This window comes from Aminobacter sp. LjRoot7 (assembly GCF_964252895.1).
GTDB lineage: Bacteria > Pseudomonadota > Alphaproteobacteria > Rhizobiales > Rhizobiaceae > Aminobacter > Aminobacter aminovorans_B.
On sequence record NZ_CAXUPX020000017.1, the window covers coordinates 51,958 to 67,832 of the forward strand.

The following is a 15,875-nucleotide window of genomic DNA, read 5'->3' on the forward strand; positions in this document are numbered from 1 at the left end:
CCCCTACCCTCCCCGCCGGATCGTGATCTTCTCCTGTTTCCAGCCGACGCCGGAGACGAGGACGGCGCGGTCGACATGGTAGTCGACCACCATCATGTGGCCCTTCATGCGATAATTGACGATGCGGTTCTCGCCGCCGGAGACGACGAACAGAACCGGGGCATCCTGTCCGGACAGCGAGCGCGGGAACTGGATGTAGGTCTTCTGCCCGTCCGAGTAGACCCGCGTCGGCCGCCAGCCGGCGCGGCCGCTGACGCTGTACTGGAAATTGAGCTGTTCGGCCGGCACACCGGCGCCGGGGATCGTGCTTGCTTCCAGCCGCGCATTGATGTCGGCAAGCTTGGTCGAGACGTCCTCGGGATATTCAAACCCGACACGCGCCATGTACTGGCTCTGATGGGACTTGAGCTGGATGTGATAGGTCCGCCGCGATGTGGTGACGACCATGGATGTCACGAGCCCCGGCTCTGAGGGCTTGACAATCAGATGGATCGCCTGCCCGCCAACCGCCCCCGACGTTGCCGGCTCGACCTTCCATCGCACCGTGTCGCCGACCAGCACGTCACGAACCACCTCGCCAGCCTGAAGCTCAATGTCGCACACCTGCAAAGGCGAGCAGACCACCGATGGCTGCACCTCGCCGAACAGAAAAATGACCTTGCCGTCCGGCCCCTTGGTCACGAGGCCGCGCGAGCCACGCCATTGCCCGGAAATCCCGGCGCCCTTCTCTTCGTTGGCGCTCATCCCCTGAGCCATGGCAGGCGCAGTGGCGGTGATAGTGCCGGTCGCGATCAGGGAGACCGACATCAGCGCGGCCCAAATTCTTGTCTTCGTGATGGTCATCGGCGTGCGCGGGCCTTTCACAGCTGGGCGGTCCATTCGAAGTCCCGCATGTACAGACCGATCGGATTGAGGCGGATTACGCCTTCATCCTGCGGCGGGGTCAACGTAACTGTCGCGACACCGCGAAAGCGGCGTACGGCCGTCTCCTTACCCTTCCGGTCGCGCTCATATTCGGTCCAGTCGATCTGGTAGCTCTGGTTCGAGAGCGGCACTACGTTGTTCACCTCGATGGCGACCGTGGCGTTCCTTGCCTTGTCGAAAGGCGAGTTGCCGCGGAACCAGGCGTTGATCTTCTCGGTTGCCGGGTCGGAGGTGCGCAGCAGCGCATAGGTGCGGTCGATATACTGCTTTTGAACGACGGCATCAGGCGTCACCGACCGGAAGTTCGAGACGAAGCTGCCCAGCGTGGCACGCACCACGCGCGGGTCCGCATATTCGATCTGCTGCGGGAAGCCGGTGCTCGCGGCCGTGCCAAGCTTGTCGACCTCGACGATATAGGGGACGAGCTTGACCTGCGTACTTTGATAAAGCGCGTAGGAGGTGCTGATAACCGCCAGCAGCATCCCGACGATGCCGACGATGCGCCAAGCGGCGGCAGCCTTTACATAGGAGCCATAGCGGTCGTTCCACTCCTGGCGTGCAGCGACATAGGGGTTTTCGGGCGGGGTCTGCGCGGCCATGCTTCAGCTTTCTCCGGCTCACTTGTCCTGCAGCGGCGGCGGCGGAGGGGGAGGCGGAGCCTTCTGCCGGGTCTGGTCGAGCTTGGCGTTGGCAAGCCCGAGCAACGAGCCGGCATAGGCGCCGGGCGAAGCGATGGCCTTTTCCTTGGCGGCGGAGCCGGCCGCCCAGCTGGCATTGCCGATGCCCGATGCCATGCCGCGCAGGGCAGCACCTGCCATCGAGGAGCCGCCGGCGCGTGCCGAACTCGCCGTGGCCGCGCCTGATCTCGCCGCGCTCGCTCCGAGAAATGCCCCGCCTGCGGCCATCGTCGCGGCCTGCCCGCCATGTCGGAGCGCCTCCATGCCGCCGGCGATCGACGCGCCCTGCACGACGCCCTGGATAATGGGCGGCACGTACATGGCGATGATGAACACGACGACCGAAATCCCGGCGATGGCCAGCGTCGTCATGAACTGGTCGGACGTCGCCGTCGGCGCCTCAGCCAGCCCGAGCAGAATGTCGGAGCCGATGCGCGCGATCATCACCAGCCCCATCAGCTTCATGCCGACGCTGAAGGCGTAGATCAGATAGCGGATGGCAAAATCCTTGGTGTAGGACGATCCGCCGAGACCGAGCATGATCATGCCGGCGAGGAGCCCGACATACATCTCGACCATAACGGCAACGAAGATCGCCGCGACAAGACTGAAACAGACCACGACGACGATCATCGCGAACACCGCGGCGATCGCCAACGCATTGTCTTCGAACAGCCCGAACTGAGCCTGCTCGGACATCTTCGATGCGACGCGGAGGCCGGCGTCGAAGATGTTGGCGGGCGAGGCCGACCCGCCGTTTGCTCCGATCTGGAACAGGCTGTCGACCACGGCCTTGGCGAAAGCTGGACCTTGATCAAGGATGAAGGCGAAGAGACCAATGAACATGATGCGCCGCACCAGTTCCGCGAACCACGAGTCCAGCGAGGCGGCGTTGATGGCGAGCCAGACGGCGGCAATGCCGATCTCGATCCCGGCAAGAATCCAGAACAGCGAGCGTGCCGCGTTCATGACGGTCGTTTCCCAGCCCCTGGCGGCCGTCACCACCTGGTTCTCCAGAGTGGTCAGCACGCTGCCTTGCTGGGCGAGTGCCGGTACGCTCGCCAACATAACGAGCGCGATGGCGACGAAGGTCAACTCGAGCGCGCGGGATGGGTGGGTCCTCACCAACGTGGCTTCATCTCCTGCCCGCCGCGGACATCGCGATCCGGATCGCCACCGAGGAAATCATGCGCCTTCTGACGACGGTTCTCCGTTTCGGCCGGCGTCGGCGCCGCTGGCTCCGAATCTGGCGCGACGATGACCCATGCGATCGTCAGGACGACGACGACCAACGCGGCGGCGCCCAGCGCCATGACGACGGGGCGGCTCACCAGCGTGGCTCCATGCTCTGGCCGCCCCGCACGTTCGGCGGCGTCGTGTTGAAGAATTTTTCTCGCCGCGCCTGGGCGAGGTCCTTGTCTGTTTGTTCGGACTGGAACCAGGTCCCCATCATCGTCGTCTGCTGCGAGACGAGCCCGCGCAGCTTCTGGAACTGCGCGACCTGCTGGGCAGCGATCTCGTGACCGACCTGCAAGGCCTTCATCTGGCCGTCCGCACTCTCCGACATGGAGCGGAGAGAGGTCATCGTAGACTCCTCGGAGGTGAACTGATCGGCCGTCAGCCCCGCCGCCTTCAGTGTTCCGGCGATGGTATCGCGGTTCGTTGTCGACCAGTTCTGATAGCTTGATGAGAAGCTCTCGCCGTTGGCGAGGCCTGTCTTGAAATCGGCGAAGCTCTGGAAGCGTTGCTTCAGTACGTCGTCGGCATTGGCCATCGAGAAGGCGATCCCCTGCCCTTGCGCGGCGATGTCGCGGAGGCGGTTGAGGTCGCTCTCGACCTGACCCCAAATGTGGCTGGGCAACTGCATCGTGTTCTGCAGCATGTTTTCGTAGATGCGGATCTGGTTCTGAATCTGCTCAGCGAGCTGCGAAATCTGCGTGACCTGATTGTTGATCTGCTCTGTCGACTTGCCGACCATCGTGATCAGCTCGCCATTGTTCAGGAGCTGCGTCCATTCCGTCGCCTGCCCGGTTACGCCGCCCGACAGCGCGGGTGAAACATTGAATATGCCGGCGACAACCAACGCCGTGGCTGCGGTCCTAGCCGCGTTCAAGGATGGTTTCGGCATCGCCTATTCCTCTCTGCTGGAGCCAACGAACCGGCCAGTCGCAGCCAAGCTCTGCACTGAGCGCCTGGATACGCTTCAGGTCTTCTTTGCCGGAGGCGCCGGCGAAGGCCAGCGCGACGGGACCGAGCGCCATGTCGAACAGGCGGCGTCCGTCCGGCGAGACGACGTAGTATTCGCGCTTCGGCAGGGCAGTCGCGACGATCTCGATCTGGCGCTCGTTGAAGCCGATACGCTCGTAGAACTCCCGCGTGCCCGGTTCGCGTGCTGCGCCGTTCGGCAGGCAGATCTTGGTCGGGCAGCTTTCCTTCAGCACGTCGATGATGCCGGAGCGCTCGGCGTCCGAGATCGACTGCGTGGCCAGAACCACAGCGCAATTGGCCTTCCGCAGCACCTTCAGCCATTCCCGGATCTTGTCGCGGAAAGTAGCGTGACCGAGCATCAGCCATGCCTCGTCGAGAATGATCAGGCTGGGCGCTCCCCTCAGGCGCTTCTCGATGCGCCGGAACAAATAGAGCAGGACCGGAACGAGGCTCCGCTCTCCCATGTTCATCAGCTGCTCGATTTCGAAGGTCTGGAAGGAGCCCAGCGACAGGCCGTCGTTCTCGGCGTCGAGAAGCTGCCCCATGGGTCCGTCGACCGTGTAGTGATGCAGCGCCTCCTTGATCTCGCGCAGTTGGACGCCGGAGACGAAGTCCGACAGCGACCTGCCGCTGGAATCCGCCATCAGCGCGACCTGCCGCGAGATCGCATTGCGGTGATCGGGCGTGATGGGCACGCCCTGCAGCACGACCAGCGTCTCGATCCATTCCGAGGCCCATGCCCGGTCTCCGTCCGTCGCGAGATCGGAAAGCGGACAGAACGCCAGGCGAGGACCGCCCTCCCCTTCGGTCTCGCCGATCTCGTAATGGTCGCCGCCGGCGGCCAGCGTGAGCGGCAGCATCGAGCGACCCTTGTCGAAGGCGAAGATCTGCGCCGAGGCGTAGCGACGGAACTGCGCCGCAATCAGCGAAAGCAATGTCGATTTGCCCGATCCGGTCGGACCGAAGATCAGCGTGTGGCCGACATCGTCGACATGCAGATTCAGCCGGAAGGGAGTGGAGCCGCTGGCGACCAGCATCAGCGGCGGCGAGGCCGGCGGATAGAACGGACATGGTGCTGCCGCGGCGCCGGACCAGACAGAGTTGAGCGGGATCAGGTCCGCGAGGTTGCGCGTGTTGATCAGCGGCTCGCGGATATTGGCGTACCAGTTGCCCGGCAGGCTGCCGAGGAAGGCCTCGGTCGCGTTGACCGTCTCGATCCGCGCCCCAAAACCCTCGGCCTGGATCAGCCGGCGCACGGCCTCAGCTTTCTCGCGCAAGCGGGCTTCATCATCATCGAACAGGACTATGACCGGCGTGTAGTAGCCATAAGCGACGAGTTGCGAGGACGCCTGCGCAATCGCGTCTTCCGTCTCGGCCACCATCATCATCGCATCCTGGTCGACCGAGCGTGATTGCGTCTGGAAGAGCTGGTCGAAGAAGGGCCTGACCTTCTGCTGCCATTTCTTCCGGGTGCGTTCGAGCTTCTGGCGGGCTTCCTGATCGTCGAGGAAGATGAAGCGGCTCGACCAGCGATAGGTCAGCGGCATCAGGTCGAGCGAATTGAGGATGCCGGGCCAGCTTGCGGCCGGGAAGCCGTCGATTGCCACTACCGCGAGGTAGTGGTTCTCGATCATCGGCGACAGGCCGTGATGGAACTCCGCCGTTGCCAGCCAGTCGAGATACATCGGGATCTCTGGCAACCGGATCGGATGGTTCTCGCCGGTGATGCAGAAGCGGATGAACTGGAATAACTCGTCGTAGCGCGCGATCTGGAAGCCGCCGCGCTCCTCGACCGATTGGGTCACCATTCGCCTGATCGACAGCACGTTGCCGAGATACTGCTCGACCTCGCGGATCGATGTCTGGAAACTGTCGAGTACGGTGTCGGCATAGCGCGCGGCACGGCTTGTCGTGTCGGAGTAGACATAGCGGGCGAGTCCGGAGCGCGTCTTTTCCGGGGGTCTCCAGGTCAGGATCAGTGCGTGCCGGCTCTCATAATGCCCCCTCTCCTTCTGGAAATGCGCCCGCCGCTCGCCGTCGATCGCCAGCGTTACCGGATCGGGAAAATGGCATTGTTCGTGCGCCGGGTAGTCGGATGTCCCGACGCGCACTGCCTCGACCTGGATCATCCAGCCGGAGCCGAGCCGCGACAGAACGGTGTTGATCTGACGCGAGACCTCGTTGCGCTCGGCATCCGTCGAGCTCTCCGAATCCGGGCCGGCGAAGTACCAGCCCGCCATCAGCGATCCATCCTTGAGCAGGATCACGCCGTTGGCAACAAGTGCGGCGTAGGGGACCAGGTCCGAGAAGGACGGACCTGAATGGCGGAAAGAGCGCAGTGCAGCCATGTCGTCGCCCTCAGAACTTGCGCCAGGGCGTCGACGTCGGCCGGTAGTGCCGCCGGTAGGTGACGTGGCGTGCGTAGACACGGCGCATCATCGGATCGGCCTTGGCCATCATCCGTAGCGCAGCAATGACGACGATCCAGACCGCGATGCCGAACAGCGCCGAATAGGGCGTCAGCACCACAAAGATCAGGATGATGGCCGCGAGGCCTGTCAGCAGGACCAGCTCGCGATCCGCGCCGATCAGGAGGTTCGGTCGCGACAACGCCCGATGGATGCGCGATCGGTCGAGGCCGGAGCCGGGAACAGAGCCGGGCTCAGACACGAGCGCCCTCCCCTGCCCTTTCGACTTTTGGTGCGAGCGCTACATTGCCGATGGATGCGCCGCTCGCACCGAACAGAGCGACGATCTGGGTGGCGCCGAGCAGGATGCCTGCGACGAGCACGACGTATATCAGTCGTCGCGCGAAATCGTTCAACTCGCCGCCGAAGATCAGCATTCCGCCGGCGATCGCAACGGCGGCGAGCGCGATGAACCCCGCGACCGGCCCGGTGATCGATTGCTGGATCTGCTGCAGTGGACCCTCCCATGGCAAGCCACCACCGCCCGCGGCAAGAGCCGGTTCCGCAACGAGAAGGCCAAGAGCAAAGGTCGAGATCGTGAGCGCGCAAATCCGTTCAGGCGACATGGCGTTCCGTCTTTCGTGAGTAGGATTCGGTCTGGTAGCGCCCGTTGGCGAAGCCCTCCACGTGGAGGATGTCGCGAACGATGCGGCCCTTCGGTGCGCGCTCGATCGAGACGATCAGGTCGACCGCCTCGCCGATCACCTCGCGCATCGGCTGCTGGCTTGCCTCGGCAGTGAGCTGCTCAAGGCGGCGCAGTCCCGACTCGGCCGTATTGGAGTGGATCGTCGTTATGCCGCCCGGATGGCCGGTATTCCACGCTTTCAGGAGGGTCAGCGCCGCCCCATCGCGGACCTCGCCGACGATGATGCGATCCGGACGAAGCCGCATCGTGCTCTTCAGAAGGCGCGCCATGTCGATCGTGTCACTGGTATGCAGCGCCACTGCATTCTCGGCTGCACACTGGATTTCTGCGGTGTCCTCGAGGATCAGCAGCCGATCGTCCGGCGCCGTCTCGACGATCTCGGCAATCACGGCATTAGCGAGCGTCGTCTTTCCCGACCCTGTGCCGCCCGAGATAACGATGTTGAGGCGCGACGCGACGGCGTTGCGGATGACGCAAACCTGTTCCTCTGTCATCACCTTGCTGGCGACATAGTCATCCAGGGGAATCAACCGCGACGCGCGGCGCCGGATGGTGAAGGTCGGAGACGCGACAACGGGCGGAAGCAATCCTTCGAAGCGATGCCCGCCAATCGGCATCTCGCCCGAGATGATAGGCCGGTCGTCGTCGGCTTCCGAATGGAGCGCATGCGCCACGCTGCCAATGACGATCTCGGCAGTCGCCGCATTCATCTCGCCGGCGGGCGCCACGCCGTGGCCGAGCCGCTCGATGAACAACCTGCCATCCGGGTTGAGCATGATCTCGACGACTGTCGGATCGTCGAGGGCGACGCAGAGCTGGTCGCCGAGCGCTTCCTGTAGTTTGCGGATCAGGCGCGGATGAGAACGAAGCTGGGCCATGGGTTCGGTCCTCGTCGCTCACTCGGACTGTGTGCGGCAAGCGCCGAAGGCCAAGCCGTATCCGGCCGGACGAGCGAAGCTGGGCCTGTCGGCTGGCAGAAAGCCAGCGACGGTGGCGGGGTCGGGCATCTCAGCGTGATTTCGTGCAACAAGGGCCAGGGCCTGCATCAGTATTGCTCCGATTCGATTGCTTTCGGAGACAACTGGCCACGATGCGGGACATGCCGCGACTAGCGAAAGTGTGAGTGCGATTCTTGCTGCGGAGTGTGTTGAGTCGGGTCCGCAGGATAATATTGCCGGCTCACCCCGCTGAAAGGGTCGAAACACACTAGTAAATGTATTAGTCCTCCTTGGGCCGCAGCGTTCGCGAGCCAGCGCCGTATGGCATTGGATTATAACGAGAAAAAGCTCGTTTCAGAAGGGGCTGGCAACCGTTCACAGCCGTCTCGTTAAGGTCTCGTTAACCCTATTCCGCTTGCGCAGAATCGGGATACAAGCGATGGTCACGATAATTTCCGGATTTCTGGAAAATATCGACACTAGGATGACTATGACCGCGAACCTGCCCGACTCGAAGCCGGAGGCATCCTTTGCTGATACCATTCTTCAGCAGAGCAACGAGATTTCTCGTCGTCTGGACATGCTCCGGATTGAGAACTTTCCGCCCGATGCACAAAAGAAGCTCCGGCGCTTCTCGCTCGCTGAAGTCGCAGATTTTGTCGGTGTTTCGCAGAGCTATCTTAAGAAGCTTCACCTTCAGGGGAAAGGCGTCGAACCGCAGGTGACGCCGAGCGGCAGGCGCCACTACACTGCTGCGCAGATAGAGGAGTTGCGCACTCTCCTCGACCGCTCCCCGCGTCGTCGGGAGAACGACAAGTTGCAGGTCATCGCTGTCGTCAATTTCAAGGGTGGCAGCGGCAAGACGACCACCGCTGCTCACCTTTCGCAGCATCTCGCGTTGAAAGGTTTCAGGGTTCTGGCGATCGACCTCGACCCTCAAGCGTCGCTCACTGCGCTGTTCGGCATTCAGCCGGAGATCGATGGCAATCTCTCCCTGTATGAATCACTTCGCTATGACGAGGATCGCAAACCGATCTCCGAGGTTATTCGTTCGACCAGTTTTCCGTCCTTGGATATCGCTCCTGCGAATCTTGAGCTGCAGGAATACGAGTACGAGACGCCGATTGCGATGCACGCCCAAGATTCGGTCGCTGGACGAACCTTCTACACTCGTATCGGCGGAGCCCTCTCTGAGGTGGATGATCGATACGATGTCGTGGTGATCGATTGTCCTCCGCAGTTGGGTTACCTGACGCTCACGGCCCTTGCCGCTGCAACGTCGGTACTCATCACCGTTCATCCTCAGATGCTCGATATCATGTCGATGAGCCAGTTCCTGCTTATGCTTGGTGGAATTCTGAAGAGCATAGAAACGGCAAACGTCAAGGTCTCCTTGGACTGGTTCCGATACCTGGTCACGCGGTACGAGCCAGGAGACATACCGCAGCAGGAAATGGTTGGGCTGATGCAGTCGATGTTCGCTCGTCAGATGCTCCGAAATCCGATGGTGAAATCAACTGCGATTTCCGATGCGGGATTGACCAAACAAAGCCTCTACGAGGTTGAGCGATCGTCTTTCGTTCCCTCGACTTACGACCGCGCACGGGAATCCTTGGACGCGGTCAACTCTGAGATTATCGGTCTCATCCTATCCGCATGGGGCAGAACGCCATGATCCATGAATTGTCAGCCGTACACGCGGGCGATTTCTGGCGTCTAAACAGCATCTTAAAGAGAATCTGGAGGCCGTAAGATGGCCCGTCGCGATATCTTTCGGAACATCAAGGGTGCGGACTCCGATTCGCCGCAGGAGCGCACGCCGGCGCCGGGCTACGCTGCACGCGGCGCTTCACGAAACATGCTCGCCTCAATTGGGGAGCTAGCCGAGAAAGCGGCGAAAGCCGAGCAGTATCTTCAGGGTGCATCCGTTGTCGAGCTTGATGCCGCCCTCGTCGATTCATCCTTCGTGTCTGATCGTATGGAAGACGACGACGACGGGTCGTTCCAAGAGCTCGTGAATGCGATCCGTGACCATGGGCAAGAAACCCCAATTCTCGCACGGCCTCATCCGAAGCAGGAGGGCCGCTACGAGGCCGTCTTCGGGCATCGCCGTCTCCGAGCGGCGCGGTTTCTCGGCCGCCCCGTAAAAGCTGTCGTCAAGGCGGTCACCGACGTCGACCATGTGATCGCCCAAGGGCAGGAGAACTCTGCCCGCGAGAACCTGTCCTTCATCGAGCGTGCCGCGTTTGCTCAGCAGCTTTTGGATCGGAGCTATGAACGCTCGACCATTCAGGCAGCCCTAACGATCGACGCTCCGATGTTGACGAGAATGCTATCGGTGACAAGTCGTGTGCCGGAAGCCCTCATAAGAGCGATCGGTCCATGTAAGGGAATTGGCCGAGATCGTTGGCTCGACTTCGCCCAAACGATCGAGAAGCCATCAAACCGGACGGCCGCGGAGATGTTCGTGACCTCGCAACCCTTCGTCGAAGCAAAATCAGACGCCCGCTTTGATCTGCTGCTGGCAGAGTTGAAGCGCACCGACCGGCCACGTCGGGACGGAAGTGTCAAACCGGCAAAGACCAGATGGCAACCTGAGGACAAAACCTTGTCCGCCGAGTTGACGGATTCCGGCAAGATGTTCGCGGTTTCCTTCAAATCGAAGGATGCCAGTCGCTTTGGCCGGTATCTCGCCGCGAACCTCGACCGGCTCTACGGCGAATTCAAGCAGCGTGAGAACGAGGAAAGATAGACGGAAATGTAGCGCGCAAAAGAAAAAGGCCCCCGAAACAGTGTCCCGGAAGCCCTTCTCATGAGTGGTATCTAGAGAATCGCATTTCCGAGAATCACCGTCAAGAGCCGATGAGGCTCAGCGCCGTTTCGGCGAGCAGATTTCTTTTGCCTGAACACAGGTGAAGGACAATGGAAGCGCATATCTCCACGACGCCCTTTGGGCGGCGATCGATGACACTTGGCATGATTTCAAGCCAGGTCACGGCCAGAGCCATGCCTGCGGACGCAGCGGTCCATAAGTGGCATGTCTTCCAGAACATTAAGGAAGCCCGGATGGCTCTGGGCGCAACTGATCGCGCTCTGGCAATCCTGGATGCGCTGCTGTCATTCCATCCGGATACAGCGCTCTATGGTGATAGCGCGCTGATCGTCTGGCCATCCAATGAGCAGCTGATCCGGCGGGCTAACGGTATGTCACCGGCGACGCTGCGCCGGCACCTGGCCAATCTGGTTGATTGCGGCCTGGTCATCCGTCGCGACAGCCCCAACGGCAAGCGCTTTGCCCGCAAGGGGCAGGGCGGTGAGGTCGAGCAGGCCTATGGCTTCGACCTTTCGCCGATCGTCGCGCGGGCCGAAGAGTTCAAGGATCTGGCCGAGGCGGTTCGTGCCGAGGTTAAGGCCTATCGTCTGGTTAGGGAACGGTTAACCATATGCCGCCGCGACATCGTCAAGATGATCGAGACAGGCATTGAGGAAGGTGTCCCAGCCAACTGGGGGAGGGTGCAGCAGACCTATCAGTCGATCGTTAGCCAAATTCCTCGTACGGCGCCCAGGCAGGTTCTGGAAGCGATTGCGGCCGACCTTGACGATTTGTGGGCGCAGGTGCGCGATGCATTGGAATCATTCGTAAAAACAACGAATCCGAACGCCAATGAGTCTCAAGTTGAGCGCCACATACAGAATTCAAAACCAGACTCTAAATTTGAATCTGAAAACGGCTTCCGAGAAAAGAAAGAAGCGAGCGGCAACGCTGCGGAAACCGACAACGTACGGAGCCTGCCGAAGCGGGAGCTGCCTTTGAGCATGGTGATGGATGCCTGCCCGAACCTAGCCTGGCTGCTGAAAGGCGGCGGCGAAATCCGGCACTGGCGCGATTTCCTGGCTGCCGCTGAAGTTGCCCGGCCGACATTGGGGATCAGCCCCAGCGCCTGGGAGGAAGCGCGCATCGCCATGGGCGAAACCCAGGCGGCGATTACCATTGCCGCCATTTACCAGCGGGTCGATCAGATCAACAGCGCCGGCGGCTATCTGCGTAATCTGACGGACAAGGCGAAAGCCGGGAAATTCTCGGTCTGGCCGATGGTCATGGCGCTGCTGCGCGTGAAATTCGATGCCTCGAAGGCTACCGGAGGCGGGGCAGGGGCGGGCGTCGTCGAACTCGAAACGGCTGCAAAAGTGGTTCGGACGGAACAGCGCCTGGAAATCAGCGATGCGCTACGGCGCAGCCTCGACAAGACGGACCGTGAACGGTGACGCGTTTGAACAGCCTAACGATCAAGCTCGATTTTTGTGGGCAGCGGCTTCAGGTGGAGGCGGTTGTTTTGGAGACTCGTCGCTATGATTGTGAATCGGCATGCAATTTTTGCGCGCCGATTGACACTATGATCGACACTTTGGGCAATCATGTCGATAAAACCTCCAAAAAACGACAGATACTCTCAAGATCAAGGGACGGTCACGTGGCATCAGTCGGTAACAACCCGGATCGTACCGCCCGATCCAGCAGGTTCTTTACCGAAGAAGGCGACCATTTAGAGCCACCGCGCGGGGTTCGCTCATGCAGGCGCTCGAGCTGGCCAGCGATCTCCCGGAGGCTGAGAGCAGGGTTTGACGAGTGTATGCCCGCAACCAGCGTCATCAAACGGTCCTCCGGCAAGCGGGGAGGGGATTTCTTCAGCAATTCGGCCTCCGCCATGCCCTCGGCAACCATCCATTTGACCGCCCGGCGAAGCCGCTCCGGTGTCAGATCGACTCCCCGCTGTTTCAGCACTCGCGCGATGTCGTCCCAGGTGTGGTCGGGGCGCAGACGCCGTACGGTCGAAAGCCATTGATTGGCAGTGGCCTGGACGCGCGCGCCATAGGCCGCCTTCTGAGCCGCCGTCATCTTGGCCAAGGCTTCCGGTCGGTGTTCGCGGATGCCTGGATTGCCCGGTTTCTTCCCTTTTGCCTTGGCGGCGCGTATGCCGGCCTTGGTGCGTTCCGAGATCAAAGCGCGTTCAAGCTGGGCGACGGCGCCGAGCACCTGGAGGGAAAACATGCCCTGCGGTGTTGACGTGTCGATCGGATCCCGCAGCGATCGGAAATGCGCCCCTTTTGCAGTCAGATCCTCGATCATCTCGAGCAGATGGCTGACGGAGCGAGCCAAGCGGTCAAGGCGCACGACAACGAGGGTGTCGCCGGCGCCGATCTCGCGAAGCAGCTTCGATAGAGCAGGGCGGCCGCGTGACGCTCCAGAGCCGTGCTCCTCGACGATCTCATCGCAACCGGCCGCGTGGAGTTCTATTTCCTGCGCCTGGGTGTCCTGTTCGTCGGTAGAGACGCGAGCGTAGCCGATTTGTCGGCCCTGTGGTCGACGGGAAGCGCGATTTTGCGTGTCAGCGGCCATTTGGAGCGCCTGAGAGAGGAGGGGAGGGCAGATTTCCAAACGCAGAAGATACGGATAACCGATCGTTTGGTGGCTTCTGTCGCAATTGTCGCGATCCGAAGATGCCAACGGGGTAGGGGAGGGGGCTTTTTTACAGTCCCGATGCCCTGGTGAGATTGACTCGAAACCGATCGCGCCGGCGTTGGTACTTTCGCGTCATCTCGGCGCTCGCATGTCCAAGCTGCTTCTGAACATAGCGTTCGTCGACCTCGGCGGAGGAGGCGAGGCCAGAGCGCAACGAGTGTCCGGCGAACAGCTTACCGCGCTGGCCCTCCGGCAGATCGCCGCGGACGCCAGCCTCCAGCGCAGTCCGCTTAACGAGGCGAGCGACCTCCTGGTCATTGAGACGCTCCGATCCGACTGACTTGCCCTGGCCCGTCACACGGCGGAACAGGGGGCCGTGCACGATCCGCGCAAACTTGAGCCAGGTCTGGAGCGCCACGACAGGGCAGGTTGCATCGGATGAGCCGCGTCCGACCTCGACTTCGCGCCATCCGGTTTTGCCGCGCAATGTGAGCAGAATTCCTTTGTCCAGAATCTCCACCCAGCCGGACGAATCCTCGGTCTGATCGCGGCCGACGTCGAGGCCAACGACCTCGGAGCGGCGCAGGCCGCCGGCGAAGCCGAGCAGCAGCATGGCGCGGTCGCGCAAGCCGCGCAGGGCGCCGCGATCGAGCGTCTCCAGCATGGCGATCAGGTCCTCGGGCAAAACCGCTTCCTTCTGGCGAGGTGGGGCGGCGTGCTTGTTGCGGATGCCCGCCATGACCGTGGCGATATGGCGGTCTTTCCGGTTCAGCGGCTGACCGCGCTGCGCAAAATTCCAGGTCAGCGAGGAGAGCCTGCGCTCAATCGTTGACACCGAGTTTGGCTTCTTATCGCCTGTTGAAGTGCCGGAAGCGCAGGCGGTGATATAGAGCCCAACGGTCTCGGGGTCGGCTGGGAACATCCCGAGGCCTTGCCGGCGGCACCAACTGGCGAAATGTTTCCAATCGGACGCGTATGCGCGGCGCGTGTTGGCAGAGCTCGCCGCCTCGACATAGTCGCGCGCGCGATCGGCCAGCGCGCCGAGATGCGCCGGAAGGCGTGGGCTTTGGGTGACCGGAAGGGTTGGGGGTGAGGAGTGGTCGGCATCGCCGGCGGAAAGCCAACGATTTGGCTTTCCGAACTCCGAACGCCCGGAGCCATAGCGGAGGGTCTGGGCATCCGTCGGCGGCACTTCCGGGACGCGGCCCATCTCCATGACGAGGTCGACGATATCGGGCAGGTCTTCCGCACAGGCCCCTTTAGTGTCGGCCGACAGCCGCGCGCGCGAAACATCTTCCACCGTCCCCGTGCTGTGGGACGGTCCGGAGGGTCGCGCGAGGTGATTTTCGGGCTTCTGCTCGACATTTTGGGCCATTCTTCATATAAAGAGCATAACGAACGATAATGCAACATTATCGTTCGTTATTTGTCCACGACAAGCGCGGCGGTTTTCGTCATATCCGCTTGCAGAAAGCGCCGCCTTGATTCATCCTCTTGCGTGATGATTCTCCGACCCAAATCCTCTTTGGCTCGACACCTGACGCTGCCCGGCGCGCCTTCGGCTGTGCCGATGGCGACAGTGCCCGCTTGGCTGCGCCGCGCCGTCCCCGACGCGCAAAGCCTTGCGGCCAAAGACGTTGAGGACGTCGCGCTCGCCGCCGGCGCCGCTGTCGGCGCCCTCGATACGGTGGTCCGCCGCCAGGACCGTTGGGCCGGCGCCTGGCGGCAGCGCCTGGCGCTTTCGGCCGCCGCGGTAACGGCGAAGCAGGCTGGCCGCGCCGAGGATGAGGCCCCATTGCGCGATGCGGTGCTGCTTACACGATCGGGAGATGATGTCGGCCCAGCAGGCCGGATGCTGTTGGCGTGGCGTCGGCAGTCAGCGCGACCTGCGGAAGAACTGCTGATGGAGAAAAGCCTCGCCGCAGTGTTGGAAGGATTCGGCTACGCCCGCGATGATGAGGCGGTCAGCAACCTGGCGGAGGAGTTGCGGCAGCTCAGCGTCGGTGCTGCGCCGGTCGGAATGCTGGTCGGGGTGTTCATAGCAGCCGAGCGCCACGGCTTCGGCCGCACTCTTGGAGCCTGGCTCGCCGACGCCCTGCTGGCGCAGCGGCTAGGGTGGGTACATGCTATGCCGTTGCTGGGCACCGAAGGGGATTTAGGTGTGGGCACGGGCCGGCCGCGGCGAGCGGGGATAGCCGCGGCGATTGCAGAGACGGATACCGAGCGTGCGAAAGGTCTGCTTGCCGCGCAGGCGCGCGCGGCGCTCCGCGCCATCGATCTTTCGGCCGAACTCGGCCGCCGCGCGGACCGACTGCTTGCCGTGGCGCCAAAACTCAGAGCCAAGGCAGCGGACATCGTCGTCGAACGGCTGTTGTCCGACGACGCGATCGTCGCATCGGAAAAGATCGCTGGGATAAGCGACCGGGGATTGCGCCGCCTGTTCGATCGGCTGGTCGAGCTTGGCGCCGTTCGCGAACTGTCTGGGCGTCCGACCTTCCGCATTTACGGGCTTTGACGCAATGGTAGAGGCGGTGCGCACAAAAAGAGGCAAAG

The 15,875-nt window shown here is 62.2% G+C and carries 15 protein-coding genes; 4 read left to right on the forward strand and 11 right to left on the reverse strand.

Annotated elements, in window-relative coordinates; all coding sequences use genetic code 11:
- Nucleotides 1–3: 3 nt before the first annotated feature.
- The 9 genes from trbG to trbB are packed head-to-tail and all read right to left on the reverse strand — an operon-like array spanning nucleotide 4 to nucleotide 7,801.
- Entirely contained in the window at nucleotides 4–843 is an 840-nt protein-coding gene (gene trbG, locus ACSQ3E_RS29055) for a P-type conjugative transfer protein TrbG (protein WP_263008426.1), read from the reverse strand.
- Between the two features lie 17 nt (nucleotides 844–860).
- A complete protein-coding gene (locus ACSQ3E_RS29060) occupies nucleotides 861–1,523 on the reverse strand; it encodes a conjugal transfer protein TrbF (protein WP_263008364.1) in 663 nt (220 codons plus the stop codon).
- 18 nt (nucleotides 1,524–1,541) lie between these two features.
- On the reverse strand, nucleotides 1,542–2,729 hold the full coding sequence (gene trbL, locus ACSQ3E_RS29065; protein WP_263008365.1) for a P-type conjugative transfer protein TrbL: 1,188 nt from the start codon (nucleotides 2,727–2,729) through the stop codon (nucleotides 1,542–1,544).
- Nucleotides 2,723–2,932 carry an entry exclusion protein TrbK gene (trbK, locus tag ACSQ3E_RS29070; protein WP_263008366.1) on the reverse strand — a complete coding sequence of 70 codons (210 nt, stop codon included), beginning with the start codon at nucleotides 2,930–2,932 and terminating at the stop codon, nucleotides 2,723–2,725. Before trbK ends, trbL begins: the two co-directional genes overlap by 7 nt.
- Complete coding sequence (trbJ, locus tag ACSQ3E_RS29075) at nucleotides 2,929–3,729, reverse strand: P-type conjugative transfer protein TrbJ (protein ID WP_263008367.1); 801 nt, start codon at nucleotides 3,727–3,729, stop codon at nucleotides 2,929–2,931. The genes trbK and trbJ overlap by 4 nt, the downstream gene beginning before the upstream one ends.
- Nucleotides 3,701–6,157, reverse strand: a complete 2,457-nt coding sequence (locus tag ACSQ3E_RS29080; protein ID WP_263008368.1) for a conjugal transfer protein TrbE — start codon at nucleotides 6,155–6,157, stop codon at nucleotides 3,701–3,703. The genes trbJ and ACSQ3E_RS29080 overlap by 29 nt, the downstream gene beginning before the upstream one ends.
- Before the next feature lie 10 nt (nucleotides 6,158–6,167).
- Entirely contained in the window at nucleotides 6,168–6,479 is a 312-nt protein-coding gene (locus tag ACSQ3E_RS29085; RefSeq protein WP_263008369.1) for a conjugal transfer protein TrbD, read from the reverse strand.
- On the reverse strand, nucleotides 6,472–6,843 hold the full coding sequence (locus ACSQ3E_RS29090) for a TrbC/VirB2 family protein (protein WP_263008370.1): 372 nt from the start codon (nucleotides 6,841–6,843) through the stop codon (nucleotides 6,472–6,474). The genes ACSQ3E_RS29085 and ACSQ3E_RS29090 overlap by 8 nt, the downstream gene beginning before the upstream one ends.
- Nucleotides 6,833–7,801 carry a P-type conjugative transfer ATPase TrbB gene (trbB, locus tag ACSQ3E_RS29095; protein ID WP_263008371.1) on the reverse strand — a complete coding sequence of 323 codons (969 nt, stop codon included), beginning with the start codon at nucleotides 7,799–7,801 and terminating at the stop codon, nucleotides 6,833–6,835. Before trbB ends, ACSQ3E_RS29090 begins: the two co-directional genes overlap by 11 nt.
- A 550-nt stretch (nucleotides 7,802–8,351) precedes the next feature.
- On the opposite strand from trbB, the gene repA reads away from it, so the two are divergent.
- The 3 genes from repA to repC all read left to right on the forward strand — a co-directional run bounded on the left by repA (nucleotide 8,352) and on the right by repC (nucleotide 12,127).
- A complete protein-coding gene (gene repA, locus ACSQ3E_RS29100) occupies nucleotides 8,352–9,536 on the forward strand; it encodes a plasmid partitioning protein RepA (RefSeq protein ID WP_263008427.1) in 1,185 nt (394 codons plus the stop codon).
- A 78-nt stretch (nucleotides 9,537–9,614) separates the two neighbouring features.
- Complete coding sequence (gene repB / locus ACSQ3E_RS29105; protein WP_263008372.1) at nucleotides 9,615–10,613, forward strand: plasmid partitioning protein RepB; 999 nt, start codon at nucleotides 9,615–9,617, stop codon at nucleotides 10,611–10,613.
- A gap of 170 nt (nucleotides 10,614–10,783) precedes the next feature.
- Nucleotides 10,784–12,127, forward strand: coding sequence for a plasmid replication protein RepC (repC, locus tag ACSQ3E_RS29110; protein WP_263008373.1), 1,344 nt, complete (start codon nucleotides 10,784–10,786; stop codon nucleotides 12,125–12,127).
- A 202-nt stretch (nucleotides 12,128–12,329) separates the two neighbouring features.
- Here the strand turns inward: repC and ACSQ3E_RS29115 are convergent, their stop codons facing one another.
- Nucleotides 12,330–13,259, reverse strand: coding sequence for a recombinase family protein (locus ACSQ3E_RS29115; protein WP_263008374.1), 930 nt, complete (start codon nucleotides 13,257–13,259; stop codon nucleotides 12,330–12,332).
- 130 nt (nucleotides 13,260–13,389) lie between these two features.
- The gene (locus tag ACSQ3E_RS29120) at nucleotides 13,390–14,697 is read right to left on the reverse strand and encodes a site-specific integrase (RefSeq protein ID WP_263008375.1); all 1,308 of its coding nucleotides are present in this window, start codon (nucleotides 14,695–14,697) and stop codon (nucleotides 13,390–13,392) included.
- A gap of 195 nt (nucleotides 14,698–14,892) precedes the next feature.
- Between ACSQ3E_RS29120 and ACSQ3E_RS29125 the strand changes: the two genes are divergently transcribed.
- A complete protein-coding gene (locus ACSQ3E_RS29125) occupies nucleotides 14,893–15,837 on the forward strand; it encodes a DUF1403 family protein (protein WP_263008376.1) in 945 nt (314 codons plus the stop codon).
- The last annotated feature ends 38 nt before the right edge of the window (nucleotides 15,838–15,875 follow it).

Bases quoted from the DNA above. Each gene is read 5' to 3' on its own strand.
- trbG (WP_263008426.1), bottom strand. From the start codon at position 843: ATGACCATCACGAAGACAAGAATTTGGGCCGCGCTGATGTCGGTCTCC.
- ACSQ3E_RS29060 (WP_263008364.1), bottom strand. From the start codon at position 1,523: ATGGCCGCGCAGACCCCGCCCGAAAACCCCTATGTCGCTGCACGCCAG.
- trbJ (WP_263008367.1), bottom strand. From the start codon at position 3,729: ATGCCGAAACCATCCTTGAACGCGGCTAGGACCGCAGCCACGGCGTTG.
- ACSQ3E_RS29080 (WP_263008368.1), bottom strand. From the start codon at position 6,157: ATGGCTGCACTGCGCTCTTTCCGCCATTCAGGTCCGTCCTTCTCGGAC.
- ACSQ3E_RS29090 (WP_263008370.1), bottom strand. From the start codon at position 6,843: ATGTCGCCTGAACGGATTTGCGCGCTCACGATCTCGACCTTTGCTCTT.
- trbB (WP_263008371.1), bottom strand. From the start codon at position 7,801: ATGGCCCAGCTTCGTTCTCATCCGCGCCTGATCCGCAAACTACAGGAA.
- repA (WP_263008427.1), top strand. From the start codon at position 8,352: ATGACCGCGAACCTGCCCGACTCGAAGCCGGAGGCATCCTTTGCTGAT.
- repB (WP_263008372.1), top strand. From the start codon at position 9,615: ATGGCCCGTCGCGATATCTTTCGGAACATCAAGGGTGCGGACTCCGAT.
- repC (WP_263008373.1), top strand. From the start codon at position 10,784: ATGGAAGCGCATATCTCCACGACGCCCTTTGGGCGGCGATCGATGACA.
- ACSQ3E_RS29115 (WP_263008374.1), bottom strand. From the start codon at position 13,259: ATGGCCGCTGACACGCAAAATCGCGCTTCCCGTCGACCACAGGGCCGA.
- ACSQ3E_RS29120 (WP_263008375.1), bottom strand. From the start codon at position 14,697: ATGGCCCAAAATGTCGAGCAGAAGCCCGAAAATCACCTCGCGCGACCC.
- ACSQ3E_RS29125 (WP_263008376.1), top strand. From the start codon at position 14,893: ATGGCGACAGTGCCCGCTTGGCTGCGCCGCGCCGTCCCCGACGCGCAA.